Raw genomic sequence first — 25,421 nt, forward strand, 5'->3', positions numbered from 1 at the left:
CACCGCGCCGGTGCCCCATCCGCGACATGCTGCACTCGTTCCGCGCAGCAATTCGCTTGACGCGTCGCGCCGCGCGACTCAGGATGTGTCATGACCAATACCGATCCGGCCGCGCTGTTCCGCGAGATGCTGGGCGAATGGGAGAAGATGGCCAACACTGTCGGCGGCGGGTTCGCCCGCTCCGACGAGTTCGCCCGCGCCATGCACGGCGCGACCGCGGCGCAGCTCAACTCGCAAGAAGCGGTCGGCGCGATGATGACGCGCGCGCTCGCCGCCGCCAACATGCCGAGTCGCGCCGAGATCGAGGACCTGTCGGCCCGGCTCGCGCGGATCGAGGCGCAACTCGCGCGGATCGAGGAGCGGCTCGGCGGCTCGCCCCCGCGCGCCGACCGGCCCAAGCCGAAACGCACGCGCAAGCCGCCGTCGGAGAAAACGGGCTGAGCCGTCCCTCCGCCAGTATTCCTGCGAAAGCAGGAGTCGAGGGCCACCGGCGCTTCGCCTGCGGCTCTGGGCTCCTGCTTTCGCCGGAGCGCGCTTAGATGGCCACCGCGCCGCTCGACTTCGCCGACGCCGCCGCGCGAGAATTCGAGCGCGCGATGCAGCGCAATCTGAAGGGGCTCGACTATTTCCGCACCAGCGGCCCGTCGCTCGGCGCGACGCCGAAGGACGTACTGATCGAGCGCGGAACGATGCGGCTCTACCACTACCACGCGATGAGCGACGAGGTGTACCGCATCCCCGTCCTGCTGGTGATGGCGACGACCAATCGCGGCTACATCTTCGACATGGTGTCGGGGCAGAGCTTGGTCGAATATCTGCTGCGCGCCGGGTTCGACGTGTTCATGCTCGATTGGGACGCGCCGCGCGCCGACGAGAAGTCGCTGAGCCTCGAAAGCTACGTGCTCGACTTCCTGCCCGCCGCGGTCGCGCGCGTGAAGGCGGAAAGCGGCGAGGACGACATCAACCTGGTCGGTTACTGTTTCGGCGGGGTGCTGTCGCTGCTGTGGGCGGCGCTGCATCCCGGGGCGGGGCTAGCCAACCTCGTCACCTTCACGACGCCGGTCGACTTCGCGCAGATGAAGCTGTTCCAGGCCTGGGCCGACCGCCGCTTCTTCGACGTCGACAAACTGGTCGACACGCTCGGCAATTGTCCGGCGGATCTGCTCTACACCGCATTCGACATGCTGCGGCCGGCGGCGCGGACCGCGGGCAACATCCGGCTCTACGACAATCTGTGGAACGACGAGTTCGTCAAATCCTACCGCATGTTCGATCGCTGGACATCGGACAGCCTGCCGCTCGCGGGCGAATATTTCCGCCAGACGACCAAGAAGCTGATCTGGGACAACCAGTTGATGGAGGAGCGGCTGGAGGTCGGCGGTCGCCGCGTAGATCTGGCGACGATCACCGCGCCGTTCCTGCACGTCACCGCCGAACACGACCATATCGTGCCGACCGCCGCCTCCGCGCCGCTGCTCGGGATGATCGGATCGGCCGACAAGAGCGAGATCGTACTGAAGGGTGGGCATGTCAGCCTGGTCGCGGGCGGCAACGCGATCAAGCGGCTGTGGCCGAACCTCGTGCAATGGCTGGGAGAACGATCGACATGAGCCACGCCATCCGCCGTTTCCGCGAGCAGGATCGCGACGCGATGATGGCGTTCGCGGGGGCGCTGCCCGAGCATGACCTGCTGTTCCTCAGCCGCGACATCCGCGAACCGCGCGTGATCGCGGCATGGCTGGCGGCGATCGAAGCGGGCGAGATCGACAGCCTGGTCGCCGAGGAGGACGGCACCATCGTCGCGACCGCGGCGCTGGTCCGCGATCCGCTGGGCTGGTCAGCGCATGTCGGCGAGGTGCGGTTGCTGGTGTCGGCCGACCGGCGCGGGGCTGGGCTCGGGATCGACCTGCTCCAGGGCATCTTCATGATCGCGCGCGATCGTGGCCTCGCCAAGCTGGTCGCGCGGATGACGGTCGATCAGGCCGCGTCGATCGCGTTGTTCAAAGGCGTCGGGTTTCGCGCCGAGGCGATGCTGAAGGACCATGTCCGCGGCCGCGACGGCCGCAGCCACGACCTCGCCATCCTCAGCTACGACGCCGCGCGCGTCGCGGCGCGGCATCGGGCGGCGGGGATCGAATAGGGATCGAAAGGCGGGACGGCGCGTAGAGGTCGCTCGCGGGGCAGGAGAAACGTGAATGCCGAATGCCGTACAATCGACGCCGGTCGGACCGACCATGGTCAAGGCGCCGTCCGCTTTCCTGGCGCTGACCGAATTGCCGCGCGCGTTGATGGAGCTGGGCTCGCTGCCGTTCGCCGCGCCGCTGCTCGCGACGCTGCCGCAGGGCGATGGGCATCCGGTGATCGTGCTGCCCGGGTTCGTCACCAGCGATCGCTCGACCGGTATCCTGCGCGCGTTCCTGAAGCGGCACGGTTATCAGGCGCATACCTGGAATCTCGGCCGCAACCTCGGCCCGCGCGCGATCGGGCGCGAAGGGGAGAAACTGCTCGCGCGCGTCCAGGCGGTGTACGAGGCGACGGGACAGAAGGTATCGCTGGTCGGGTGGAGCCTGGGCGGCGTGATGGCGCGGCTCGTCGCCAAGCGCATGCCCGATGCGATCCGTCAGGTCATCACGCTCGGCTCGCCGTTTTCGGGCAGCCCCAAGGCGACCAACGTCTGGCGTGCCTACGAATTCCTGACCGGGCAGAAGGTCGACGACGACCATACCAGGGGTCAGCTGCACGAAGTGTCGGCACCGCCCCCGGTGCCCTCGACCGCGATCTATTCGCGCGGCGACGGCGTGGTCGCGTGGCAGAATTGCTGCGAGGAAATCGGGCCGATGTCTGACAACATCGAGGTCTATGGCAGTCATTGCGGCCTGGGCGTCAACGCCGCCGTTCTCTACGCGATCGCCGACCGGCTGGCGCAGGCGGAGGATGCGTGGCAGCCGTTCGACCGCAGCGGCTTGCGCGCGTGGGTGTATCCGTCGGCGGGACATGCGTGAGGTTGGGCTGACACCTCAATCACGTCATCCCCGCGAAAGCGGGGACCCATCTTGGATGCTATCGGCCAGACTCAACGGTGGTGTTGTGAGGCGAGCGTAGGACATGGGTTCCCGCTTTCGCGGAGATGACGCAGTTGGCTGGGCGGCCGTTGAAGCGGGCCCGATCCTCAGCCCTTCTTCCCGCCGCCCATCGCATCCTTGCCGAATTGCATGATGAGCTCGCCGATCTCCCGCGCGTGGGCCAGACTGCGGGCGCCTTGTTCGCGCAGGTAATCGCCCTGGATCTTTGCGACTTCGGCCGGGTTCTTCGCTCCCGCCGCCTTGCGCATCGCGGCGAAGGCTTCGTGGCTGTTGCGTTCGGCCTGTTCGATCATCTTTAGCCCGACCGACGAGCCCTGCTTCGCGATCTTCTCGCCGGAGGCGCGCAGGCCCTCGCCGATGCCCTCGACCCGGTCGGCGGCAGACTTGGCGCCGGCGGCGGCGCGGTCGGTCGCATCCTTCGTCGCCTGCGCCGCGCGGTCGGTCGCGTCCTTGGCGCGCTCGGCGGCCTTGTCGGTCGCGTCCTTCGCGCGCTTGGCTTGCTTGTCGATCGCGTCCTTGACCTTCTTCGCCATCACTTCGCTCCTTTGGCTGCGCGCCCGGAGGCAGGTCTGGGCGCGGGTTTGCGGGCAGGCTTGTTCTCGTTAGCTTCCTTCTTCGGTGCTTCCTTCTTCGGCGCGGCCGGTTTCAGCGCCGCCGCCTTCAACGCCGCGAACGACGCGCGCAGGGCGTCCGCATAGGCGTCGGGATCCGGCAGCATGTCGCGGTCGGCGGTGAACGACACGGCGATCGTATCCACATAGGAATAGACCGGGTGGATCAGTCCCATGCTGTCGAACACCGGCGCGGTGCCCATCATCGCCAACATCTTCGCGCCGCAGAAATAGAGCGGTACCTTCGGCCCCGGCACGTTGGTGACTACGACGTTGAACGCGGGCGCGTGCATGTTGGCGGCGCCGACTCGCGTGTAGAGCCGCGCGCCCAGCCCGGCGAGGCCGGAAGGGATCAGCTTCGAATAATCGGCCAAGTTCTTCGCCCCGACCGCATTCGTCATCGCCTTCGAATTGACCGCCTCGTCATGGACGAAGCGCAGGCGTTCGAGCGGGTCCTCGATCTGCGTGCCCAGACCCACCACCATCGCCGAGACGAGGTTGCCGAGCGCGGCCTTCTCCCCCTCCTGCCGCACCGAGATCGGTGCCATCGCGGTCAGCGTCTCCTTGGGCAGGTCGTTCCTGTCCTTGAGGTAATGGCGCAGCGCTCCGCCGACCACGGTCAGGATCACGTCGTTCACGGTCGCATCGGGCACCGCTTCCTTGATGGCGCGGACCTCGGCCAGCTTGAACGGCACCGCGTCCCACACGCGGTGCGCGGAGACCTTGCCGTTGAACCGCGTCTTGGGGGCGGGACGCGTGTTCTTGAGGCTCACATCGCCCTTGCCCGCCTGCACCGCCAGCTTGGCCATGCCGGGCAGCGAGCGCCCGATCGTCTCCGCGATCCGCATCGGCTGGAGCAGGTTGTTGAAATAACTCCGCGTCAGCAGGTCGGCGACGCGCGGCATGTTCTCGGGCTGCCACGTGTCGGGCTTGTCCGGCGCGGCCACGTCCGGATTAAGGTCGTGGACGGCGGCCGACATCTCGACCCCCGACATGCCGTCGATCGCGGCGTGGTGGACTTTCGAGACCAAAGCGAAGCAGCCAGGCGGCAGGCCGGGGATGTTGTCGAGCCCCTCGACCACGGTGAATTCCCACAGCGGCTTGGTCAGGTCCATCGGCCGCGCATGCAGTCGCGCGACCTGGATGCACAGCTGGCGCCAGTCGCCGGGTTTGGGCAGCGCGATGTGGCGAACGTGGAATTCCAGGTCGAACTCGGGATCCTCGATCCAATAGGGATGGTCGACGTCGAACGGCACGCGCACCAGCCGCTGGCGGAACGATCGCGCGCCGGGCAGGCGCTGTTCGATGAAGCGCAGGATGTCCTTGAACCGCACGAACCCGCCGGGCGCGGTCGCGGGATCGTAGATGCCGACCGAGCCGATGTGCATCGGCGTGTGCGGGGTTTCGAGATAGACGAACGACGCGTCCTGCGCGCTCAACTGCTGCATCGGGCGGCTCTCCTGCTCGCGCCGGGTGTGGCCGGTCGCGGGGCGAGCGTAGCAGAGGTAGGGCGAGGGGGCGAATCGGTGATTTGTAGAGCGCGTGCCAAAAACGTACCGTCACCCCGGCCTCGTGCCGGGGCCCACCGCGCCGCAAAACCAACAGTCGCGGTGCTGGCGGCGCGGTGGATGCCGGGACGAGCCCGGCATGACGGTTTTGCTTACGCCGCGATCGCTTCCAGCTTCTCGCTCGCCTCCATCCACGCCGCCTCGGCCGTCTCGATCTTCGCCTCCACCTCGGCGCGGCGCTTCATCAGGTCGGTCATGGTCAGCTTCGTCAGCGTCGCGTCGGCCGAGGACGGGTCGAACATCGCGCGGTCGATCGCGCTGCGCTGTTCGGTCAGCCGGGCCAGTTCCGCCTCCGCCGCCTTCGCCGCCTTGCGCAGGCCCTGGCTCGCCTCGCGCGCTTCGGCGGCGGCGCGGCGTGCGTCCTTCTTGTTGAGCTTCGACACTTCCTTCGCGGTGTCGGCGGCGTCCTTCGTCAGCACGAAGGCGATGTAATCGTCCAGGCTGCCGTCGAATTCCTTCGCCGTTCCGCTGTCCACGAGAACCAGCCGGTCGGCCGTCATCTCCAGCATGTGGCGATCGTGGCTGACGATGACGACGGCGCCCGAATATTGGTTGAGCGCCTGGATCAGCGCCTCGCGTGCGTCGACGTCGAGGTGGTTGGTCGGCTCGTCGAGGATCAGCATGTGCGGCGCGTCGCGAGTGATGAGCGCGAGCGCCAGCCGCGCACGCTCGCCGCCCGACAGCTTGCCGACCTTCGTGATCGCCTTGTCGCCCGAAAAGCCGAACCGGCCGAGCTGACCGCGCACCGCGCCGGGCGTCGCGCCCTTCATCTGGATCGTCATGTGCTGGAGCGGAGTCTCGTCCGCGTCCAGTTCCTCGACCTGATACTGCGTGAAATAGCCGACGCGCATCTTGCCCGACGCGGTCATCGTGCCGTCCATCGGCGCGAGTTGCGCGGCGAGCAGGCGGGCGAGGGTGGTCTTGCCGTTGCCGTTGCGGCCGAGCAGCGCGATGCGATCGTCGGGGTCGAGCCGCAGGTTGAGGCGGCTGAGGATCGGCGTCTCGCCATAGCCGACGCTCGCGAGGTCGAGCGTGATGAGCGGCGGGCGCAGCTCGCTCGGATCGGGGAAGTCGAAGCTGAGCGACGGATCGTCGAACAGTTCGGCGATCGGCTGCATCCGCGCCAGCGCCTTGGCCCGGCTCTGCGCCTGCTTCGCGGTCGAGGCGCGGGCGGAGTTGCGGGCGATGTAATCCTGCAACTTCTCGCGCTCCGCCTGCTGCTTCTGGCGGGCGGCGGCGATCTGCGCCTGGCGCTCGGCCCGCTGGCGCTCGAACGAATCGTAGCCGCCGGGGTAGAGCCACAACTTGCCGCGCTCGAGGTGGAGGATGTGGTCGACCACGTTGTTGAGGAAGTCGCGCTCGTGGCTGACCAGCACGATCGTCGCGGGATAGGATTTCAGGAAATCCTCCAGCCACAGCACCGCTTCGAGGTCGAGATGGTTCGACGGCTCGTCGAGCAGCAGCAGATCGGGCTGCGAGAACAGCAGGCTGGCGAGCGCGACGCGCATCTTCCACCCGCCCGAAAAGCTGTCGAGCGGGCGGTGCTGCGCCGCTTCGTCGAAGCCCAATCCGACCAGGATCTGCGCGGCGCGGCTGGGCGCGGTGTAGGCGTCGATCGCCATCAGCCGGTCGTGCACCTCGCCGAGACGGTCGGGGTCGTGGCTGGTCTCGCTCTCCGCCATCAGCGCGGCGCGTTCGGTATCGGCGGCGAGCACCGTCTCGAACGGGGTCGCGTCGCCGTGCGGCGCTTCCTGCGCGATATAGCCGAGCCGGGCGCCGCGCGGCATCGCCGCCTCGCCGGTATCGGGCTCCAGCATGCCGGCGATCACGCGAACCAAAGTCGTCTTGCCGGCGCCGTTGCGCCCGATCAGCCCGACGCGGCTCCGCGGCGGCAGCTTCGCGGTCGCGCCGTCGAGGATCGTCCGCCCGCCGAGGCGGACCGTGATGTCGGTCAGGTTGAGCATGATGCGGCCGCCAATAGGCGCGTTCGCCGCATCCGTCATCCCCGGGCGGCGCGGGTGGGCTCAGCCGCCGGTCTTGGGTCGTCGCGGGTCGATCGTGGCGGGACAGCGCGCCCGCGCCTTGTCGGCGATGCGGCGCCAGTTGGCGGCGACGCCGGCATCGTCGCTCAGCGCGGCCTGCCCGTCGGCGATCTCCGCCGCGCGCGCGCCGACCTCGCCGACCAAGGCGGCGGCGAATTCCTCCAGCAGATCGTCGACGGCCCTGGTGGGGCCGGCAGGGTGGGGCATCGCGCGATCGGTTTCCATGGTCGGGCGCGCTTGCTGCCACGGCGAGCCATCGCCGCGCAACGGTAATTGGAACCGGTTGGGAACTATTCCTGGGCGGCGTGGAGCAAAGCGGCGATCGCGCAGGCCAGTTTGGTCGGATCGTACGGCACCGCGATCACCCCGGCCGCCCCCATCGCGCGATACTGCGCACGATCGCTTTCGCCGATGCGGCGGGACAGGAACACGATCGGCGTCGTGCGGCAGGCGGGCAACCAGCGCACCGCCTCGACCATAGCCTGGTCCATGTCGCGCGTCGTCGCGCCGAGCAGGATCAGGTCGAACGGCGTATTCCGCTTGCGCAGCAACGCCAGCGCGGCGTGCGCCGATTCGGCCGTTTCGACCGCGAAGTCGCTATCGAGCTGAAGCGCCAGTCGCGTGACCGTCCTGAGATCGGGATCGTCGTCGACGAACAGTGCACGGATCATCGCGCAGCGGCCATGGCCAGCGCGGGCGCCACCTGGGGAGTGGAACGCCCGCGCTGACGCTTCGCCGCGCATGCGCTGACGAAACCGGAACGGGTGACGATGAAATGGTCGACGAGCTCGATCCCCAACGCGTCGAGTGCGTGGTCGAGGGCGAGCGTCTGGGCGATGTCCGCGCGGCTGAATTCGCGCGTGCCCGACGGATGGTTGTGCGCGACGATCACCTTCATCGCGCGGACTTCCAGAGCGCGCGCGGCGATCGTGCGAATCGAGAAAGGCGCGCTGGTCGGCGTGCCGATGCCATGCAGTTCGTCGGCGATCAGTCGGCTGCCGGCGGTGAGGTAGAGGATCCGGACATGCTCGTCGGCCTCGTCCGCCAGATGCGTCATGAGGTACGCGTTGAGCGCGGCCGAATGCGGCAGCACCGGCCGTTGGTCGAGCCCGGTGCGCGTGACTTGGCGAAGCACCTGTCGCGTCGCTTGCAGCAGCGCGACGACGCGACGGTCGTCGGCGACCCGCAACTGCCGCGCCGGCGGTGCCGCGAGCAGCGATTCGAGCGAGCCGAACTCGGTAATCAGCCGATCGGCGAGTCCCGGTCGATCGCCGCCGACCGGCCCGAGGAGTCGCTCCAGGAGCTTTCGGGTCCGAACCGTTTCACGCGATTGTGGTGCCGGAGCGTGCCGAGCCAGAGCAGGACTAGCATCGGATAAGCCCATACCACGCTGCTGATCCAATAGAGCAGCGGCAACATCCGCGGATCGGCGATCTTGAGCAGATGCCCCATCACCTGCAGCAATTGCATCGCCGCCATGCCTATCGGCCAGTACCGGTTGGCCCGTAATGCAATGGCCAGCAACGCGATCAGCAGCGCCGTGTCGACGCCCATCGTCCCGACCTCGACCCCATGCCATTGCATGCCCAGGCGATTGGTGATGATCGACAGGATGAAGGCCAGAAGGAACAATCCACCGACCAAACGCTCGGGCTGACCGCCACGCCATAACGCATAGCCGCACACCCCTAGCCAGGGGAGCAAGAAGAGGAGAGCGGTCGCCACCGCCGGAAACGATCATGATCGCTGCTCCTCGTCAAGCAATCTACGCAGCGACCTTCAACGTACGCTTCGCGGGTTGAGCCAAGTTACCCGAGCTCGGGCATGGCCATGACGGACCCCAATCGTCATCGCTGGCACCCAGGATCTTGGCGACGCGGCCATATTCCTTGTGCGCTTCGGTCAGCATGCGGCGGCCCTCGACCTGCGCGGTGATGGCTTCGCTCAGCTTGGTCAGCGCCGATTGCGCGAACCCGGCGGGCAGCTTCGCATCGGCGAACTGCTCGATCGTCGTGCCCATCAGCCTGGTCAGCGTGGTGATCGACGCATCGGTATCGCGCTCGGCGGCGAGCACGGCGGCGGAAACCGCCAGGATATGCGAATATTGCGGATGACTGGTTGGATCGACGCGCATCTTGCCCTCCGTCGCGCCAACCGCGACGGGTCGAGCGCGCTCAATGCAACGGCGTCAGTGCGAAAGCGATTTGAGGAACGTCGCCAACCCGTACAATGCCCCGACCCCAGCACTCACCGCGAAGAATGCAAATCCGATAATCACGGTGGCGGCCAGGATCAGTGCGCCCCTGGTCGTAATCGACAAGTCACTCGGTCTCGCCCCCTCGGCGATCTCCCGGAAGACGTCGCGCCATGTTGGCCGACCCGGAACACCGCCGAAGCGCCGCTGATCGATGACGGCGTCGTTGAGCAAGTCCAGCGGCCGGTCGCCATCGATCGAGCGGTCGAATGATCCACCCGGCGCCCCGCCGACCAGCCCCAGATTTTCGTATGCGAATTTCTGGGGGGCGAAATCCTGGGGTGTGCCGAGAGCGACTTCGTGCTCGGCGAGCAGCATCGCGGCATGCTTGCGGTCGCGCGCGCCCAGCTTCGTCCGCGCCGACCCGATATAGGCGTCCACCGTCCCCGCCGCGATGCCCAGTTCGCGCGCGATCTGCCCCGATCCCTTCAACGCGCGCACGCCGCGCAAGCACTCACGCTCGCGGGGGGTCAAAGCGTCGAAAGCGGAATCGTCCATGGCTTTGCTGATACCCGGTTTGCACGAATGATTCACTATAAAGTGACCGGCGCGGGCGCAGTGCTGGATAAGGTCTATGCATTTGTCGTCGAGCAATCGGCGCCCACGAACACCCTCGATCGACGCCGTGCAATGACGCGCAACCGTGGTTTTCCATTATTCGTGACCGGCAAGGCTGGAAGGGTCGTAAGGCTTCGATTGGGGTCTGCCAGCGATATCGGGCGTTTACAGAAACGTCGATATCTCGGTCCTGTAGTGGGATGGTTGCCTCGCCACATTTCCGGCCAAAGGCATTTACAATCGATTGCAGTCATGATTTATCGGCTCTGACACATCCGGCGGCAGATCGGGTACAGGAGAGGTATCCATGACCGGTGACCGCAAGCCCCACCTTCCGTTCTTCCGCATTCTCGAGATGAATCTCGGCTTCCTCGGCCTGCAATTCAGCTTCGGGTTGCAGCAGGGCAATATGGCGCCGATCTATTCCTATCTCGGCGCGAAGGAGGCGGAACTGCCGTTGCTGCTGCTGGCCGGGCCGCTGACCGGGCTGATCGTGCAGCCGATCATCGGTGCGCTGTCCGACCGCACGACCGGACGCTGGGGCCGGCGGACACCGTATTTCCTGTTCGGCGCGGTCCTGTGTGCGCTGGGCCTGTTCTTCATCCCTTTGTCCAATTCGCTGCTGATGGCGCTGTCGCTGCTGTGGCTGCTCGATGCCGGCAACAACATCACGATGGAGCCGTACCGCGCCTATGTCTCCGACCGGCTGTCGCCGCCGCAGCACGAGATCGGCTTCCTGACGCAAAGCGCGTTCACCGGGCTGGCGCAGATGCTGGCGTTCCTGACGCCGGCGATCCTGGTCTTTTTCGGGATGAATCAGGATTGGGTCGATGCGCACGGCATTCCGTACACGGCGCGCGTGGTGTTCATGATCGGGTCGGCGCTGTCGCTGGCGACGATCCTCTATTCGGTGAAGCGCGTGCCCGAACTGCCGCTAGACGCTGCGGAGATCGCCGCGATGCGGGCCAAGCCGCGCGGGGTCGCGGCAACCTTCGCCGAGATCGCGGAGGCGATCCGCGACATGCCGCCGGCGATGCGCAAGCTGGGGCTGATGAGCCTGTTCCAATGGTACGGCATGGCCGCCTATTGGGGCTATGTCGTCTATTCGATCGGGCGATCGGTCTATCACACGGCCGACCCGCTGAGCTCGGGCTTTCACAGCGCCGTCCTGACCAACGGCGTGATGGCGGCGTTCTACAACGGCATCGCGTTCGTCTCGGCGTTCCTGATGGTGCCGGTGGCCAAGCGGATCGGGCCGGGGGTGGTGCACGCCGCGTGCCTGGCATTGGGCGGAATCGGCATGCTCGTCCTGCCGCATGTCGGGTCGGCGACGATGCTGTTCCTGCCGGCGATCGGCATCGGGCTCGCTTGGGGCAGCATCATGGGCAATCCGTACGTGATCCTGGCCGGGTCGATCCCGCCCGAGCGGACCGGGGTCTATATGGGCATCTTCAACATGATGATCGTCATCCCGATGATCCTGATCGCCTTCACCCTGCCGCTGATCTACGGCGGCGAGCCGGTGACGGTGTTCGGCCTGTTCACGATTCCCACGGTGGTCGACGTGCTGCACGGCGACCCGCGCAACGTGCTGACGCTGTCCGGGCTGATGATGGTCGCGGCGGCGGGATCGGTGCTGTGGGTGCGCGAGGGGCGCCGCGGCGTGATCGCGCCATCGTCGCGACCGGCCTTGTCGTGAGCGACTGGCTGGCGCTGCATGGGCGCCGTTCGAGTATCGTGCTGGAACGGTCGGCGGGCGCGCCGATCTGGCGGCATTGGGGCGCGCGGCTGGCGGCGGACACGCCGCTGGCGACGATCGAGGCGAGCCAGTCGCCGCTGTCCTTCTCCCCCGATAGCGGCGTGCCGCTGACGACCGCGCCGGGGTTCGGGCTCGGCTGGTTCGGGCCGAGCGTGCTGCTTGCCGACCGCGACGGGCGCGACTTCACTTGCGCGTTCGAAACGACTGGGACCGAACAAGCGGGACAGACGATCAGCATCCGGCTGGTCGATCGGGCCGCGCGGATCGCGCTCGACCAGACGCTCGCGCTCGACCCCGACAGCGACGTGCTGACGCTGTCCGCCGTCCTGACCAACCAGGGTGACGCGCCCCTCGCCGTGCGCTGGCTGGCGGCGGGGATGCTACCGTTGCCGGCCGACTGCGCGACCTTGCGATCCTTCCACGGCCGCCACAACGCCGAGTTCGTCGAGACGCGCGAGCCGATGCCGAGCCATGCCTGGCTGCGACAGGAACGACGCGGGCTGACCGGGCATGCCGGCCCGCCGGGCCTGTTCGTGCTGGGCGAGGGCGCGGACTGGCACCGGGGCGAGGTGCGCGGCGTGCAGCTGGCCTGGTCGGGCAATCATGAGCTGCTGATCGAGTGTCAGGCGGAGGGCGGCTGGACGCTGGCGGCCGGCGCGTGGCTGGCGCCCGGCGAAGTGCGGCTGGCGCCGGGCGAGAATCTCGCGACACCGGCGCTGCTCGCGACCTATTCGCCCGACGGACTGAACGGAGCGAGCGCGAATTTCCACACCGCGATCCGCGCGCGATTGCCGTGGGCGGAGGGGCGGATGCGGCCGCGGCCGGTCCATCTCAACAGTTGGGAAGGGCGGTATTTCGACCAGGACGAGGCGGCGATGACGGCGCTGGCGGAGCGCGCGGCGGCGGTCGGGGTCGAGCGGTTCGTGGTCGACGACGGCTGGTTCGTCGGGCGGCGCGACGATCGGGCGGGGCTGGGCGACTGGACGGTCGATCGCGCGAAATATCCGGCCGGGCTGCGCCCGCTCGCCGATCATGTCCGCGGCCTCGGCATGGAATTCGGGCTGTGGGTCGAGCCCGAGATGGTCAACGCCGACAGCGACCTGTTCCGCGCGCATCCCGACTGGGCGCTGGCGGTCGCGGGGCGGCCGGTCGTCACCGCGCGCCATCAACTGGTGCTCGATCTGTCGCGGGACGAGGTGCGCGATCATCTGTTCGATGCGCTCGACACGCTGCTCCGCGAGTTGCCGATCGCCTATCTGAAGTGGGATCATAACCGCCATCTCGCCCCCGCCGGCGGCAGCGATGGGCGCGCACGCTATGTCGCGCAGGTCGAGGGCGTATATGCGCTGATCGACCGGTTGCGCGCGGCGCATCCGGCGGTCGAGATCGAATCCTGCGCGGGCGGGGGCGGGCGGATCGACGCGGCGATGGCGGCGCGGACGCATCGCTTCTGGGCGAGCGACAATCTCGACGCGGTCAGTCGAGTCGCGATCCAGCGCGGTTTCCTGGCGTTCATGCCGCCCGAGATGATGGGCGCGCATGTCGGCGCCAGCCCGGCGCACGCGACGGGTCGCCGGCAATCGCTCGCTTTTCGCGCCGCCGTCGCGCTGCCGGGGCATTTCGGGATCGAGCTCGATCCGGCGCGGCTCGCCGCGGACGACGTGGCCGAGCTGGCGGCGTGGGTGGCACGCTACAAGGCCCTGCGCGATCGGCTGCACGCCGGCCGGACATGGCTCGGCGAGGGTAGTGACGGGATCGTGTGGCAGGCGGTCGGCTCGACCGATGCCATCCTGCTGTTCGTGACGCGGCTGACTCCGCCGGTCGGCCGCGACGCACCGGTGCGGTTGCCGATGATGGCGGGCGAGGGCGACCTCGACGTCCGCCTGCTCGCGACGGCGTCGGACGGCCGCCACGCCGAGGAACCGGCGCTGTTCGCGGCGATGCGCGGGGAGGGCGTCCGCTTGTCGCGCGACGGGATCGCCGCCGCCGGCCTGCCGCTGCCGCCGATGCGCGCGGAAAGCGTCGCGATCTTCGAACTGGTGGCGGCATGAGGGTTTATCGCATGCGCTATCCGCACCTCACTTTTTCTGGGACCATATCGCATGGCTGATCCTGCCGACCTCATCCGCTGGCGTCCGTCCGCGATCTCGCGCTGGCGGCCCGAGCGCTTCGACGTGGCGGCGGCCGAGCTGCCGCTGATCGCCGCGTCCGACGCGCGGCCGATCCTGCCCGAGCTCGATTTGTGGGACAGCTGGCCGCTCGAGCATCCCGACGGCCGCATCGTGCGGCGTGGTGGACGCGAGTGGTGGTTCATGCTGTCGGCACCGCGCTTTCCCGATCCCGGACAGCGCCACGACGCCGCGCGGATCCGGTTGATCGCGCGCGATGGCGACGGCTGGCACGATTTCGGTCCCGCGCTGCCCGACGATGCCAATCCCGGCAGCCGCGAATGGGCCGGCTCCGCCGTCTTGTGGGACGAGGACGGCCATCTGTCGCTGTTCTTCACCGCCGCCGGGCGGCGCGACCGGCCGCACAGTTTCGAGCAGCGCATGTTCGTCAGCGATGCCCGCCTGACCGACGACGGCATCACCGGCTGGACCACCCCGCGCCAGATCGTCGCGAGCGACGGCCGCCGCTATTCCCCCGCCGACGAGGCCGATGGCGAACCCGGCGCGATCAAGGCGTTCCGCGACCCCGCTTTCTTCCGCGACCCGGCGACGGGCGCCGACCATGTGCTGTTCGCGGCGAGCGCAGGGTGGGACGCGGATTCCTATAACGGCGTCGTCGGCGTCGCCACGCGCGACGGCGACGGCTGGCGGCTCGACGATCCGCTGGTCGAGGCGGTCGGCGTCAACAACGAGCTCGAACGGCCGCATATCCGGATGTTCGGCGGGCGGTATTACCTGTTCTTCTCGACCCAGGGGCGGACGTTCTCGCCCGAATGGCAGCGCGGCCCGAACGGGCTGTACGGACTGGTCGCCGATACGGTGCGGGGGCCGTGGCGGCCGGTCAACGGCTCCGGGCTGATCGCCGCCAACCCGGCGAGCGAGCCGACCCAGGCGTATAGCTGGTGGGTCGACGGCGACGGCCGCGTCCACAGCTTCATCGATCATTGGGGGATGCGGGGGCGCGGATTCGCCGACGATCTCTCGCTGCTGCGCGGCCAGTTCGGGGGAACGCCGGCGCCCGTCTTCGCGATCGCCGCGGACGGCAACGGCGTCCGGATCGAGCGCTAGGCGCTGTCGCGCACGACGAGCTCGACGGGGAGTACGACCGAGGGGTCGTCCTCGCCGCCCATCCGCGCGAACAGGGCGTCGATCATCAACCGCGCGCCGTGCCGGATGTCCTGCCGCACCGTGGTCAGCCGCGGCACAGTCTGCGTCGCCAGCGGCAGGTCGTCGAACCCGACCACCGCGATCCGTTCCGGCACGGCGACATCGTGATCGGCGAGCACGCGCAACGTCGCCATCGCGGTCAGGTCGGAATGCGCGATGATCGCGTCGATCGAGCCGTCCAGCCGCTCGATATGCGCGGCGATATCTTCCTCCATGCCGTCGGCGGCGAGGTGGGTCTTCAGCACCGCGATCTCGCCGATGCCTGCCGCCTGCGCGGCCTCGCAGGCCCCGCGATAGCGTTCGGCGATCTCCGGCGGCGCGATGTCGCCCATGAACGCCAGCCGCCGCCGCCCGCTCGCGATCAGGTGATCGGCGGCGAGCCGTCCCCCGGTGCGGTTGTCGGAGCCGATCACGCATTGCCGCTGGCCGTCGGCATGGTGGCCCCAGACGACGAGCGGCCGGCACCAGGCGGCGACGCGCTCGATCGTCGCGACCTGGTTCGACTGGCCGATCACCAGCACGCCGTCGAGCATACCGGAATCGACGATCCGTTCGAGCCAGTCGTCGTCGTCGGGCACGACGCGCGACAGCATCAGGTCGTAGCCCGCCTCGGTCAGCCCATCGGCGAGGTAGCCGAGCAGCGCCATGAAGAACGGGTCGGAGATATGCTGGGTGCGGTCGTGGCCCAGCGGCACGACGACGCCGACGACGCCGGTGCGTTGCGTGCGCAGCTTGCTCGCCATCTGGTTGGGGCGGAAATTGTGTTCGCGGGCCAGCGCCTCGATCTTCTCGCGCGTCTTGGCGTTCACCACCGACTTGCCGGCGAGCGCGCGCGACACGGTGCCCGCCGACACGCCAGCCATTTTCGCCAGATCGTCGAGCGTGCGGATCGTGCGGCCGCCGCCTGCGCGTGGATTACCCGTTTTCATTCAACCCCTTGGCACGGCCGATTGCCGGTGTGCCGAGCCATTGTAACGTTCTTCCCGGCAAAATCCACGCTTTGCGAACACGGTATTGCAATCGATTGCATAGAGCGATAGCGCAGTCGGCGTTTCGCCTTTCACCGAGGACATGCGATGCGCCCCGCCTATCACTATGCGCCTGCCGCGAACTGGCTGAGCGATCCCAACGGGCTCGTGTTCGTCGATGGCGAGTGGCATCTGTTCTACCAGTACAATCCGCACGGCGACCAATGGGGGCACATGGCCTGGGGCCACGCGATCAGCCGCGATCTGGTCGCGTGGGACGAGCGCCCGCCGGCGCTGCTGGAGGACGAGCGGCACCTGATCTTTTCGGGCAGCGCGGTGGTCGATACGGCGAACAGCGCGGGGTTCGGGGCAGGGGCATTGGTCGCGATCTACACCGGCGCCAGCCAGCAGGGCGGGCATCAGGTCCAGTGCCTCGCCGCGAGCAACGACGGCGGGCGCAACTGGCACAAGTTCGACGGCAATCCGGTGCTCGACCGCGACATGGCCGATTTCCGCGATCCCAACGTGTTCTGGCACGAGGGGACACGGCGCTGGATCATGGTCGTCGCGCTGTCGAACGAGGATCGCGCGTTGGTCTATGCATCGGACGATCTGAAGGCGTGGCGTGAGGTGTCGGCGATCGGGCCGTTCGGGCTGACCGGGCGCGTGTGGGAATGTCCGCTGCTGATCGAACTGCCGGTCGAGGGCGGCGAGGCGACGCGGTGGCTGTTCAAGGTCGACCTGCTGGCGGGCGGGCCGGGCTCCGGCGCGATCGCGCTGACCGGCACGTTCGACGGGGAGCGGTTCGCGGCCGATCGCGATGCGACCGGCGAGGTGGCGGTGATCGAGGTCGATTACGGGCGTGATTTCTACGCGGCGATCGCGTGGCACGCCCCGCGCGATGCCGCCGGGCGACCGTGCTGGATCGGCTGGATGGGCAATCACGGTTATCAGGCGAGCTTGCCGCACCGCGGCTGGCGCGGGGCGATGAGCGTGCCGCGCTGGATCGGGTTGCGGGTCGAGGGCGACCGCTATCGGCTGGTGCAATCGGTCGAGCCGGCGGTCGCGGCGGCGTTCGTGCCGATGCAGCGCTGGTCGGGCATCGCCATCGAAAGCCGCATCCCGATCGCGTCGCGGATCGGGCTCGTGCGGCACGATCCGTCGCAGCCGGTGACCGTGACGCTGACGGATGCGGCGAGCGGTCGCGTGACGATCGCGATCGGAGAGGGCGGCATCGCGATCGACCGCGCCGCCGCCGTGCATGGCGCGTTCGACGCGACCGTGGATACCGCCGCGTTCGACGGCGCGATCGACCTGTGGCTCGACGTCGCGACGCTGGAGATCGCATCGGCGGACGGCGGCACCTGGGCGAGCCTGCAACATTGCCTGAGCGGGGAGATGGTCACCGTCCGGGTCGAATGCGCGGCCTTGGTGGATGTTGCGGTGGCGGCGTTCGTCGGCGAGGCCGACCTGCCCGCACGGAGTATCGCCGGCGCCCGCTAGGACGCGCGGCAATTCGCGGCGATGAAGTCGCGATGCAGCGGCATCCGCGCCGCCTCGGCGGTCATCGCGGCGCTCACCTTTTGCAGCCAGTCGTCCGACGCGGCGCGATAATCGAGGATCGGGTCGAGCCGCTCGGGCCAGTTGAACTGGCCGATATGCACCGCGGTCCACGACGCCGGGCCGAACAAGTCCATCTCGCGCGCGATCAGCCGGCCGAACCTGCGGAAATGGTCGATCTTGAACTGGAGCGTGTCGGGGATCGGCATCGCCGCGCACTGGCGCCACAGTGGCGAATCGTCGCGCTCGGTCAGCTTGTAGTGCAGGATCAGGAAATCGCGGATCCGCTCGGTCTCGTTGGCGGCGACGCGGTTGAACTCGTCGGTCACGACCGGATCGAAGTCGCGGTCGGGGAAGAAGGCGAGCAGCTTGGCGATGTTCGCCTGGATCAGGTGCAGGCTGGTCGATTCGAGCGGCTCCATGAACCCGCTCGACAGGCCGACCGCGATCACGTTCCGGTCCCAGCTCCGCCGCCGGCGGCCCGTCACGAAGCGCAAGGTCCGCGGTTCGGCCAGCGCCTCGCCGTCGAGATTGGCGAGCAGGGTCGCCGTCGCCTCGTCGTCGCTGATCCGCGCGGAGGCATAGACGTAGCCGTTACCGGTGCGATGTTGCAGCGGGATGCGCCATTGCCACCCGGCCGCGCACGCGGTCGATCGCGTGTAGGGCGTGAAATCGGGCGACGACGCGCACGGCACCGCGACCGCGCGATCGCACGGCAGCCAGTGCGACCATTCCTCATACCCGACCGCCAGCGTTTCCTCGATCAGCAGGCCGCGAAAGCCCGAGCAATCGATGAAGAGGTCGGCGGCATGCACGCGGCCATCGTCCATCGTCACGCTCTCGACGAAGCCGCTCTCGCCGGTCCGCTGCACCGACTGCACGCGGCCTTCGTGCCGCACGACCTCGCGCGCCTCGGCATAGCGGCGGAGGAACGCGGCATAGAGGCCGGCGTCGAAGTGATAGGCATAGTCGAAGGTCGACCGCACATTGCGCGGATCGCTCGACGGGCGGTCGAACCGGTTCGCCTTGGCCGCCGCCCACGCCATGCTGAGATCGTCCAGCGACAACGTTCCGCCCCGCGCACGCAGCGCCAGCCAATGCTGGTGGACCGCGGCGATGTCGAACGGCCGGCCGAACGTCCCGAACGGGTGGAAGTATCGATGCCCGACCCGCGCCCAGTCGACGAACTGGATGCCGAGCTTGAACGACCCCTGCGTCGCGCGGAGGAACTCCGCCTCGTCGATCCCCAGCGTCCGATTGAACAGGCGGATCGTCGGGATCGTCGCCTCGCCGACGCCGACCGTGCCGATCGCCTCGGACTCGATCAGCGTGATTGCACAGCCTTGCGGCAGGGCGTTGGCAAGCGCGGCGGCGGTCATCCATCCGGCCGAGCCGCCGCCGACGATCACGATCGAACGGATGCGGCGGTCGGACGTCATGGGCACGCTTTCTGCCGGACGGGCCGGGCAAAGAAAAGACGGGCCGGAAGCGTCATGCCTCCGGCCCGCCAGTGGCCGCGGGTAGCGAACCGCGCGGCGGGAGTAACTGTCGAGGTCAGAAGCTGAACCGCACCGATGCCTTGATCGCGCGTCCCTGCGCCGCGCCGGCGTTGAGCAGCGTGTTGTTGCTGCCGCCGACGAAGCCGGCCGCCCCTTGCAGCGCGACGACGTTGAACAGGTTGTACGCTTCCAGCCCGAGTTGCAGATGCTCGACCGGCCGCACCCGGATGAACGCGCCGAACAGCGCCGATCCCGGATAGATGTTGCCGTCGCCGCCCGGCGTGCTGGTCTGGCCGTTGACGCTGATCCCGACCTCGCCGGCCTTGGCGATGTCGTAGCTCAGCAGGCCGGTATAGGTCAGGTCTGGGATGTTGGGCGACTTCAGGAACGGCTGGCCTTGTGCCTTCGACACCTTCGAATCGTCGTACGTCGCGCTCAGCACCAGGTTGAACCCGCCGTTGCGATAGGTCGCGAACAGCTCGACGCCCTTGTCGCGATAATTGCCCGAGATGATGCAGGTCGGGGTGTTGACGCCCAGGATGTTGAAGCAGTTGGTCTGCGAGATCTCCTGCGACGAGATGGTGTATTTCGAATAGAAGCCCGTCAGTTCGACCGTGTACCGACCGCCGAGCAGGTCGCCGCGATTCTTCAGGCCGAGTTCGTATTGCGTGACCGGGAAGCGCGCATTGGCGAGGCCCGCCGAGCTCAACGTGCCGTCCGCGTTGAAATAGGACGGGGTCGAGCGCGTCAGGCGGTCGGCGTTGAAGCGGACGCCGTGCGAATAGCGGCCGAACACCGACAGCGACGGCGTCACCTTGTACAGCGCGCCGATCGAGTAATTGGTCGTGCTCTCGCCGAAATTGATGTTCTCCTTCGCCCCGTCATAGCCGAGCTGCGGGATCGAGGTGGTGACCTGCGCGCCGGTGCGGGGATCGGTCTGCACGATCTGCGCGGTCTTGACCGCCGTGCCCGAACTGCCCTGCGCCCAGCCGGATCCGTGGAAGAATTCCTCACGGATGCTGCCGTCGATGTTCAAATTGCCGATGTCGAGGCTGAGGTCGGCATAGGGCGCGTTGTCGGTAAAGGTCGCGTCGAACTGCTGGTTCCAGCCCTGATTGAACCCGGTCTGACCGCCGACCGCGAGCAGGTTGCCGGTCCCGTTGGGGCCGCTGACCAGATCGAGCTGCGCCGGGTTGCGCCCGGTCGCTTCGTTGATCGATCCGTTCGAATGCCAATCCTCGGCGATGCGCTGCGAATAATAGAAGTATCCGACCTTCAGGTCGAACTTCACGCTGCCGCCCAGGTCGCCATGGTACGACGCCGACAGGTCGTTGGCGACATGGTCCATGTGCGACATGTTGGTATGGACCGACGAACTGGCGCTGACATAGGTGCCGGTGAACAATTTCCCTGCATTCGGCCCGTTGGCGTAGATCAGCGACTGGCCCGCACCGACCGCGCCCGACGCCAGCCCGGCGCCGTAGAATTGCACCGCGAAGGTGCCGCTCATCCGCGCGACGCGCGCATTGTCGTCGATCGTGAGCCCGCCGCCGAAATCGTAATGTGTCTGCAACTGGACGTATTTCTGCTTGGTGCTGATGCCGTCGAGATTCTGCGTCTGCAACGAGCCGTCGGCATTGGCGAACAGCGCGTTCGAATTGAGCGCCGAATAGCCCGGAGCCTGGTTGCGCACGTCGCAGAGCGACGACGGGCGGATGTTGCTGACGCGATTGCCGCTCAGCGTGGCGGCGGTGATGCAGCCGTTATAGCTCGGCTCGCGCGTGTCGGCGACCTTGAACAGCAGCCGGACGTAGCCGCGATTGTCGGCCAGATCCTTGGTGATGTTGCCCTTCACCAGGTACGAGTTGCTGACGTTGTACGCGGCATGCTCGACCCCGCGGCCGACGTCGTAATAGCCGCCCAGGTTGTAATAGGTCGAATCGTTGATGCTGCCGCCGATCCGCGCGTTCAGCTTCGTGAAATCGTAATTGACGCCCTTCTCGATCTCGACGAACCCGCCGTCGTTGCGGCCGGTATAGCTGATATGGTTGAGCACCGCGCCGATCGCCTGCGACGCCAGCGTCGAGGCGGTGCCCCCGCGGATCGCCTCGACGCGCTGCGTCTGCGGGTCGGGATGCGTCCAGTAATCGTTGTTGCCGAACTGGATGTCGCCGAACAGCACGGTCGGCAGGCCGTCTTCCTGCACCTGCACGAACGGCGAGCCGCCGGTCGGGGTGCGCAAGCCGCGGACACCGATGTTCGAGTTGCCGCCGTCGCCCTGCGTACCCGCGACCTGGATGCCGGGAATCAGGCGATAGAGTTCGGCGGTGCTGGTCGCGTTGAAGTTCGCGATATCCTTGGCATCGACCGAGCTGATCGAGGTCGAGGTGTTGAGCTTGCTGCGGTCGCCGCGCGACGCGGTGACGACGATGTCGGCCAGCGTGTCCTGCCCGGCGGCGGGATCGGCGGGCGCCGCGCTCTGGTCGGCCGGGGCCGGGGAGCCGGCGGGCGGCGGCGCGGTCTGCGCCAGCGCTGGCGCTGCGACCAGCGCCAGCCCGATCGCGGTGACCGACGCACAGGTATAAAGGCCCGAAATTCGCATAGATCCCCTCCGAAACGATTTGACGTACTCCTTTCGCGGAGCATCGAGAGCCTATCTGCAATGTATTGCAATCGATTGCAAGTGGTTTTCGCAAAGGATTGCAGAGTTCGGCCAAGTGGCTATTTTGCTTGGATTCCGGGGGCAGGGGGAGGGGCCGATGACAATGCCGAGTATCCGGCCGATCCGCCTGGTTTCGGATCGAACGCCACACCACTCTGTCCGCAAAGGGATGCCGTGCCGGTGACCAATGCGGCGCGCGACCGGCTGAGGCAGGGATTCGCCTTCCGCGCGACGCAGCGGATTGAGGAGGCGGTCGCCACGATCGACGACGCGGCGGCGCTGGCGCCCGACGACGCCGCGATCGCGCTGGCGCAGGCGCGCATCCACTGGGAAAGCTGGCGCCCCGCCGCCGCCTTGTTCGCGCGCGTCACCGAACTGGCGCCCGACGATCCCAACGCGATCGGCGGGCTGACCGCGGCGCTTGCCGTCGAGGGGCGGCACGATGCCGCGGACGCCTTGCTGCAAGCGACCGTGACGCGTCACCCGGCATGGGTGGACGGTCATCTGCAACTCGCGCAATTGCGGCACGGTGCGGCGGCGGACGCGTTCGACCGCAGTTTCGCCGCGGCGACGCGGGTCGTGCCGACGCACCTGCCGCTATGGCTTGCCTGGTTTCGCCTGCTGGCGACGGCGCGCGACTGGGCCGGCGCGCGGCGCGTGCTCGCGCAGGCGACCGCGCAAGCGGGGCGGCAGCGCGCGCTCGATCTCTGCGCGATCTTCCTGGCCAGCGAATCCGACGAAGCGGCGACCGATCCCCGGCTGTTCGACGCGGCGGCGGGCGTCGACGACCCCGGGCTCGACCTGTGCCGCGTGCGCTTCTGGTTGCGCAACGCTCGCCCCGATCGGGCCGAGGCGATCGCGCTGGCACGGATCGACGGGCCGGCCGCGCGCACCTTCTGGCCGTATCTGTCGCTGGCCTGGCGACTGATGGACGATTCGCGCGCAACGTGGTTCGATGGCGGCACTGCCTATATCGCGGCGACCGACATCGAGATGCCGCCGGCGGAGCGAGCCGCCCTCGCGGCCACCGTCCGCGGATTGCTCGCGACCGGCCGCCGCCACCTCGAGCAATCGGTCCGTGGCGGCATCCAGACCGAGCGCAACCTGTTCTTCCACCACGATCCGACGATCCAGCGCGCGCGCGGACGCGTGGGGACGGCGGTCGCCGACTATATCGCGGCGCTGCCGCCGATGCTCCCCGGCCATCCGTTGCTCGGGCCGGCGCGCGACACGATGCTGTTCGAGGGTAGCTGGTCGGTGCTCCTGCGCGGGGACGGCCACCACGCGCCGCACACGCACAGCCGCGGATGGATCAGCTCGGCATTCTATCTCGACCTGCCCGATACCGCAGGCGACCCCGACCCCCATGCCGGCCACCTCGCTTTCGGCACGCCACCGCTGGAGCTCGGACTGGATTTGCCGCCAATCCACCGCGTCGAACCGGCCCCGGCGAGGCTGGTCCTGTTCCCCTCGACGACATGGCACGCCACGCTGCCCTTCGCGACGGGCGAGCGGTTGACGATAGCTTTCGACGTCGCGGTGCCCGCCGCCGGATGATGCCAGGATGAGTAACGCGGGCCTGTCCGCCAAATATTTGGTCGGGGCGACAGGATTCGAACCTGCGACCCCCACACCCCCAGTGCGGGCCAGCGAGTTTTCCGGGCGTTACCCAAATTTACGCCAGATGCCGTTAACCACGGATTTCCGCCGTTTTTGAACTACCGGCCTTTACAACCGATGGCGTCCAGTGGCACCAGATTACCGAAATCTGATGCCCATTTGATGCCCGGAGCGATGCCCACATGGCAAGGTCGAAGCTAACGAAGACGGTCGTTGATGCGCTCGAACCGCGCGACAAGGATTACGTCGAATGGTGCGGCAAGCTGTCAGGCTTCGGCTGTCGCGTGCGCCCCAGCGGTCGCAAGGTGTTCATCATTCAATACCGCATTGGCGGGGTTGGCACCGTCCGCAAACAGAACATCGGTAAGTATGGTCCCGGCGGGCTTACCGTTGATGAAGCATGGGATCGGGGAGACAAGCTTTTGCGCGTTGCGCGCGATGGCATCGATCCTGCCGCAGCGGAGAAAAAGAAGAAAGCCGAACTGACTGTCGCCGAACTATGCGACGAATATATCGAACGCGGTTGCGGGAATAAGCGCGCATCGACCGTCGATACCGACAAGGCCGCGCTTGATAACCACGTTAAGCCGTTGCTCGGTTCGAAGAAGATCAGCGACGTTACCGACGCCGATTTCAAGGCGTTCATGCGCGACGTTGAGAAGGGCAAGACGGCAACAACGATCGTGACGAAGAAGGGCGAACGTCCCGGCGTTCGCGGCGGCGCTGGCGTTGCCCGTCGCACGGCCCGCGTGTTGAGCGGCGTATTCACCTACGCGGTTGGCGAAAAGTATCTCGAAAAGAACCCGCGCGGCACCGTGAAGATCGCCAAGGACAACGAGAACGAACGCTACCTTAGCGCCGACGAAATCGATCGGCTCGGCGCCACGATGCACGAAGCCGAACACGCCGGCTTGCCGTGGGCGTTGCGGGAAGGCGCCAAGGCCAAGCATCGCGCCAAGGACGCCGACACGCGCCGCGCCCCGAAAATGTCGCCGCACGCCATCGCCGCCATTCGGCTGTTGCTCGCAACCGGAATGCGATCGGGCGAAGTGTTGACGCTCAAGTGGGAATTCTATGACGCCGAAAACGGCTTCCTGTATCTGCCTGTTACGAAGACGAAGAAGCGCGTCGTCGTGCTTTCCGACTTCGCCCGCGAAATCCTCGATACGCTCCGCAAGACCGCCACGAAGGGCCATCCCTACGTCATCGAAGGCGAAGGCGAAAATGAACACCGCACCGACTTGAAGCGGCCTTGGGCGCAAATCATTGCCCACGCTGGCCTTGGCAAAGTGCGGCTTCACGATATCCGCCACACCTTCGCGTCGCACGCCGCGTTGGACGGCATCAGCCTGTCCGTTGTGGGCAAGCTGCTAGGCCATAGCCAAACCGCCACGACGGCGCGCTACACGCACTTCGCCGAAACGGCGTTGCGTGCCGCCGCGAACCGGGTCGCGACGCCGCTTTCCGACAAGATCGCGCGCCAATCGAACGTCGTCCCGCTTAAGGCTGCGTCGTGACCGCGAAGCGCGGAAGGCCGGTTGGCACGAAACGACGTGCCGAAGCCATCGCCGCCGCCCGCGCGATCCTAGCCGGTCAATTCGCCGACGTGCGCGAAGCTGCTACCGCATTGCGCCCGGCGCGCATTGGCAGCGATGAAGGCTTTCGCGACTTCATCGCAACCGTCGAAGAAGAACTACATGCGATTGCCGAAGTCGAGCCGGTTAGCATTCGCGCCGCTCGCGCATCGAAGGACCGGGGCCGCAATCGTCGCGCGCAACCGATCGTGCAGCGTCAAGAAATGAACGCGACGAAGCGGCACATCAATGACGTGTTGGGATGGTCGCTGCAAATCCGCGATCCGAATTAATTCCCCCCTGTAGGGCCGATCGGGGCCGGATATCC

At 67.5% G+C, this 25,421-nt stretch carries 23 protein-coding genes; 11 read left to right on the top strand and 12 right to left on the bottom strand.

The window, feature by feature from the left end; genetic code table 11:
• The first annotated feature begins 90 nt into the window (after positions 1–90).
• The 4 genes from J0I47_RS00090 (at position 91) to J0I47_RS00105 (ending at position 3,002) form a co-directional block, all read left to right on the top strand.
• A complete protein-coding gene (locus J0I47_RS00090) occupies positions 91–441 on the top strand; it encodes a poly(R)-hydroxyalkanoic acid synthase subunit PhaE (RefSeq protein WP_294044405.1) in 351 nt (116 codons plus the stop codon).
• Positions 442–539: 98 nt separating this feature from the next.
• Positions 540–1,610 (top strand): alpha/beta fold hydrolase, encoded by a 1,071-nt coding sequence (locus J0I47_RS00095; protein ID WP_294044406.1) that lies wholly within the window; start codon positions 540–542, stop codon positions 1,608–1,610.
• Positions 1,607–2,140: a GNAT family N-acetyltransferase gene (locus J0I47_RS00100; protein ID WP_294044407.1), complete on the top strand. Its 534-nt coding sequence runs from the start codon at positions 1,607–1,609 to the stop codon at positions 2,138–2,140. Before J0I47_RS00095 ends, J0I47_RS00100 begins: the two co-directional genes overlap by 4 nt.
• A 55-nt stretch (positions 2,141–2,195) precedes the next feature.
• A complete protein-coding gene (locus J0I47_RS00105) occupies positions 2,196–3,002 on the top strand; it encodes an alpha/beta hydrolase (protein ID WP_294044408.1) in 807 nt (268 codons plus the stop codon).
• Between the two features lie 167 nt (positions 3,003–3,169).
• On the opposite strand, the gene J0I47_RS00110 is transcribed toward J0I47_RS00105, so the two are convergent.
• From J0I47_RS00110 to J0I47_RS00150, 9 genes are all read right to left on the bottom strand, one after another.
• Positions 3,170–3,616: a phasin family protein gene (locus tag J0I47_RS00110; RefSeq protein WP_294044409.1), complete on the bottom strand. Its 447-nt coding sequence runs from the start codon at positions 3,614–3,616 to the stop codon at positions 3,170–3,172.
• A complete protein-coding gene (locus tag J0I47_RS00115; protein WP_294044410.1) occupies positions 3,616–5,142 on the bottom strand; it encodes a wax ester/triacylglycerol synthase family O-acyltransferase in 1,527 nt (508 codons plus the stop codon). Before J0I47_RS00115 ends, J0I47_RS00110 begins: the two co-directional genes overlap by 1 nt.
• A 212-nt stretch (positions 5,143–5,354) precedes the next feature.
• A complete protein-coding gene (locus J0I47_RS00120; protein ID WP_294044411.1) occupies positions 5,355–7,226 on the bottom strand; it encodes an ABC-F family ATP-binding cassette domain-containing protein in 1,872 nt (623 codons plus the stop codon).
• 60 nt (positions 7,227–7,286) lie between these two features.
• Positions 7,287–7,529 carry a hypothetical protein gene (locus J0I47_RS00125; protein WP_294044412.1) on the bottom strand — a complete coding sequence of 81 codons (243 nt, stop codon included), beginning with the start codon at positions 7,527–7,529 and terminating at the stop codon, positions 7,287–7,289.
• Between the two features lie 65 nt (positions 7,530–7,594).
• Positions 7,595–7,975 (bottom strand): response regulator, encoded by a 381-nt coding sequence (locus J0I47_RS00130; RefSeq protein ID WP_294044413.1) that lies wholly within the window; start codon positions 7,973–7,975, stop codon positions 7,595–7,597.
• Positions 7,972–8,439, bottom strand: coding sequence for a JAB domain-containing protein (locus J0I47_RS00135; RefSeq protein WP_294045821.1), 468 nt, complete (start codon positions 8,437–8,439; stop codon positions 7,972–7,974). Before J0I47_RS00135 ends, J0I47_RS00130 begins: the two co-directional genes overlap by 4 nt.
• Before the next feature lie 107 nt (positions 8,440–8,546).
• Positions 8,547–9,029 (bottom strand): hypothetical protein, encoded by a 483-nt coding sequence (locus tag J0I47_RS00140; RefSeq protein WP_294044414.1) that lies wholly within the window; start codon positions 9,027–9,029, stop codon positions 8,547–8,549.
• A gap of 40 nt (positions 9,030–9,069) precedes the next feature.
• The gene (locus J0I47_RS00145; protein WP_294044415.1) at positions 9,070–9,438 is read right to left on the bottom strand and encodes a hypothetical protein; all 369 of its coding nucleotides are present in this window, start codon (positions 9,436–9,438) and stop codon (positions 9,070–9,072) included.
• A 54-nt stretch (positions 9,439–9,492) separates the two neighbouring features.
• Complete coding sequence (locus tag J0I47_RS00150; RefSeq protein WP_294044416.1) at positions 9,493–10,152, bottom strand: helix-turn-helix transcriptional regulator; 660 nt, start codon at positions 10,150–10,152, stop codon at positions 9,493–9,495.
• Between the two features lie 271 nt (positions 10,153–10,423).
• On the opposite strand from J0I47_RS00150, the gene J0I47_RS00155 reads away from it, so the two are divergent.
• From J0I47_RS00155 to J0I47_RS00165, 3 genes are read left to right on the top strand one after another with little or no spacing between them, the layout of a single operon-like run.
• On the top strand, positions 10,424–11,815 hold the full coding sequence (locus J0I47_RS00155) for an MFS transporter (RefSeq protein WP_294044417.1): 1,392 nt from the start codon (positions 10,424–10,426) through the stop codon (positions 11,813–11,815).
• A complete protein-coding gene (locus tag J0I47_RS00160; RefSeq protein WP_294044418.1) occupies positions 11,812–13,926 on the top strand; it encodes an alpha-galactosidase in 2,115 nt (704 codons plus the stop codon). Before J0I47_RS00155 ends, J0I47_RS00160 begins: the two co-directional genes overlap by 4 nt.
• Before the next feature lie 51 nt (positions 13,927–13,977).
• Positions 13,978–15,111 carry a glycoside hydrolase family 68 protein gene (locus tag J0I47_RS00165; RefSeq protein ID WP_294044419.1) on the top strand — a complete coding sequence of 378 codons (1,134 nt, stop codon included), beginning with the start codon at positions 13,978–13,980 and terminating at the stop codon, positions 15,109–15,111.
• Here the strand turns inward: J0I47_RS00165 and J0I47_RS00170 are convergent.
• Positions 15,108–16,139, bottom strand: a complete 1,032-nt coding sequence (locus J0I47_RS00170) for a substrate-binding domain-containing protein (protein ID WP_294044420.1) — start codon at positions 16,137–16,139, stop codon at positions 15,108–15,110. The two genes, J0I47_RS00165 and J0I47_RS00170, sit on opposite strands and share 4 nt — an antisense overlap.
• Positions 16,140–16,286: 147 nt before the next feature.
• Here J0I47_RS00170 and J0I47_RS00175 point away from each other — a divergent pair, with 147 nt between their 5' ends.
• On the top strand, positions 16,287–17,681 hold the full coding sequence (locus tag J0I47_RS00175; RefSeq protein WP_294044421.1) for a glycoside hydrolase family 32 protein: 1,395 nt from the start codon (positions 16,287–16,289) through the stop codon (positions 17,679–17,681).
• Here the strand turns inward: J0I47_RS00175 and J0I47_RS00180 are convergent.
• Positions 17,678–19,177, bottom strand: coding sequence for a tryptophan halogenase family protein (locus J0I47_RS00180; RefSeq protein ID WP_294044422.1), 1,500 nt, complete (start codon positions 19,175–19,177; stop codon positions 17,678–17,680). The two genes, J0I47_RS00175 and J0I47_RS00180, sit on opposite strands and share 4 nt — an antisense overlap.
• Positions 19,178–19,292: 115 nt before the next feature.
• On the bottom strand, positions 19,293–21,839 hold the full coding sequence (locus J0I47_RS00185; RefSeq protein ID WP_294044423.1) for a TonB-dependent receptor: 2,547 nt from the start codon (positions 21,837–21,839) through the stop codon (positions 19,293–19,295).
• A gap of 234 nt (positions 21,840–22,073) precedes the next feature.
• Between J0I47_RS00185 and J0I47_RS00190 the strand changes: the two genes are divergently transcribed.
• The 3 genes from J0I47_RS00190 to J0I47_RS00200 all read left to right on the top strand — a co-directional run bounded on the left by J0I47_RS00190 (position 22,074) and on the right by J0I47_RS00200 (position 25,386).
• Complete coding sequence (locus tag J0I47_RS00190; protein ID WP_294044424.1) at positions 22,074–23,456, top strand: putative 2OG-Fe(II) oxygenase; 1,383 nt, start codon at positions 22,074–22,076, stop codon at positions 23,454–23,456.
• Positions 23,457–23,701: 245 nt separating this feature from the next.
• Complete coding sequence (locus J0I47_RS00195; protein WP_294044425.1) at positions 23,702–25,036, top strand: tyrosine-type recombinase/integrase; 1,335 nt, start codon at positions 23,702–23,704, stop codon at positions 25,034–25,036.
• Positions 25,033–25,386, top strand: a complete 354-nt coding sequence (locus J0I47_RS00200) for a hypothetical protein (protein ID WP_294044426.1) — start codon at positions 25,033–25,035, stop codon at positions 25,384–25,386. The genes J0I47_RS00195 and J0I47_RS00200 overlap by 4 nt, the downstream gene beginning before the upstream one ends.
• Positions 25,387–25,421: the final 35 nt, after the last annotated feature.

The sequence above is a fragment of the Sphingomonas sp. genome, assembly GCF_017304635.1.
Taxonomy (GTDB): Bacteria; Pseudomonadota; Alphaproteobacteria; order Sphingomonadales; family Sphingomonadaceae; genus Sphingomonas.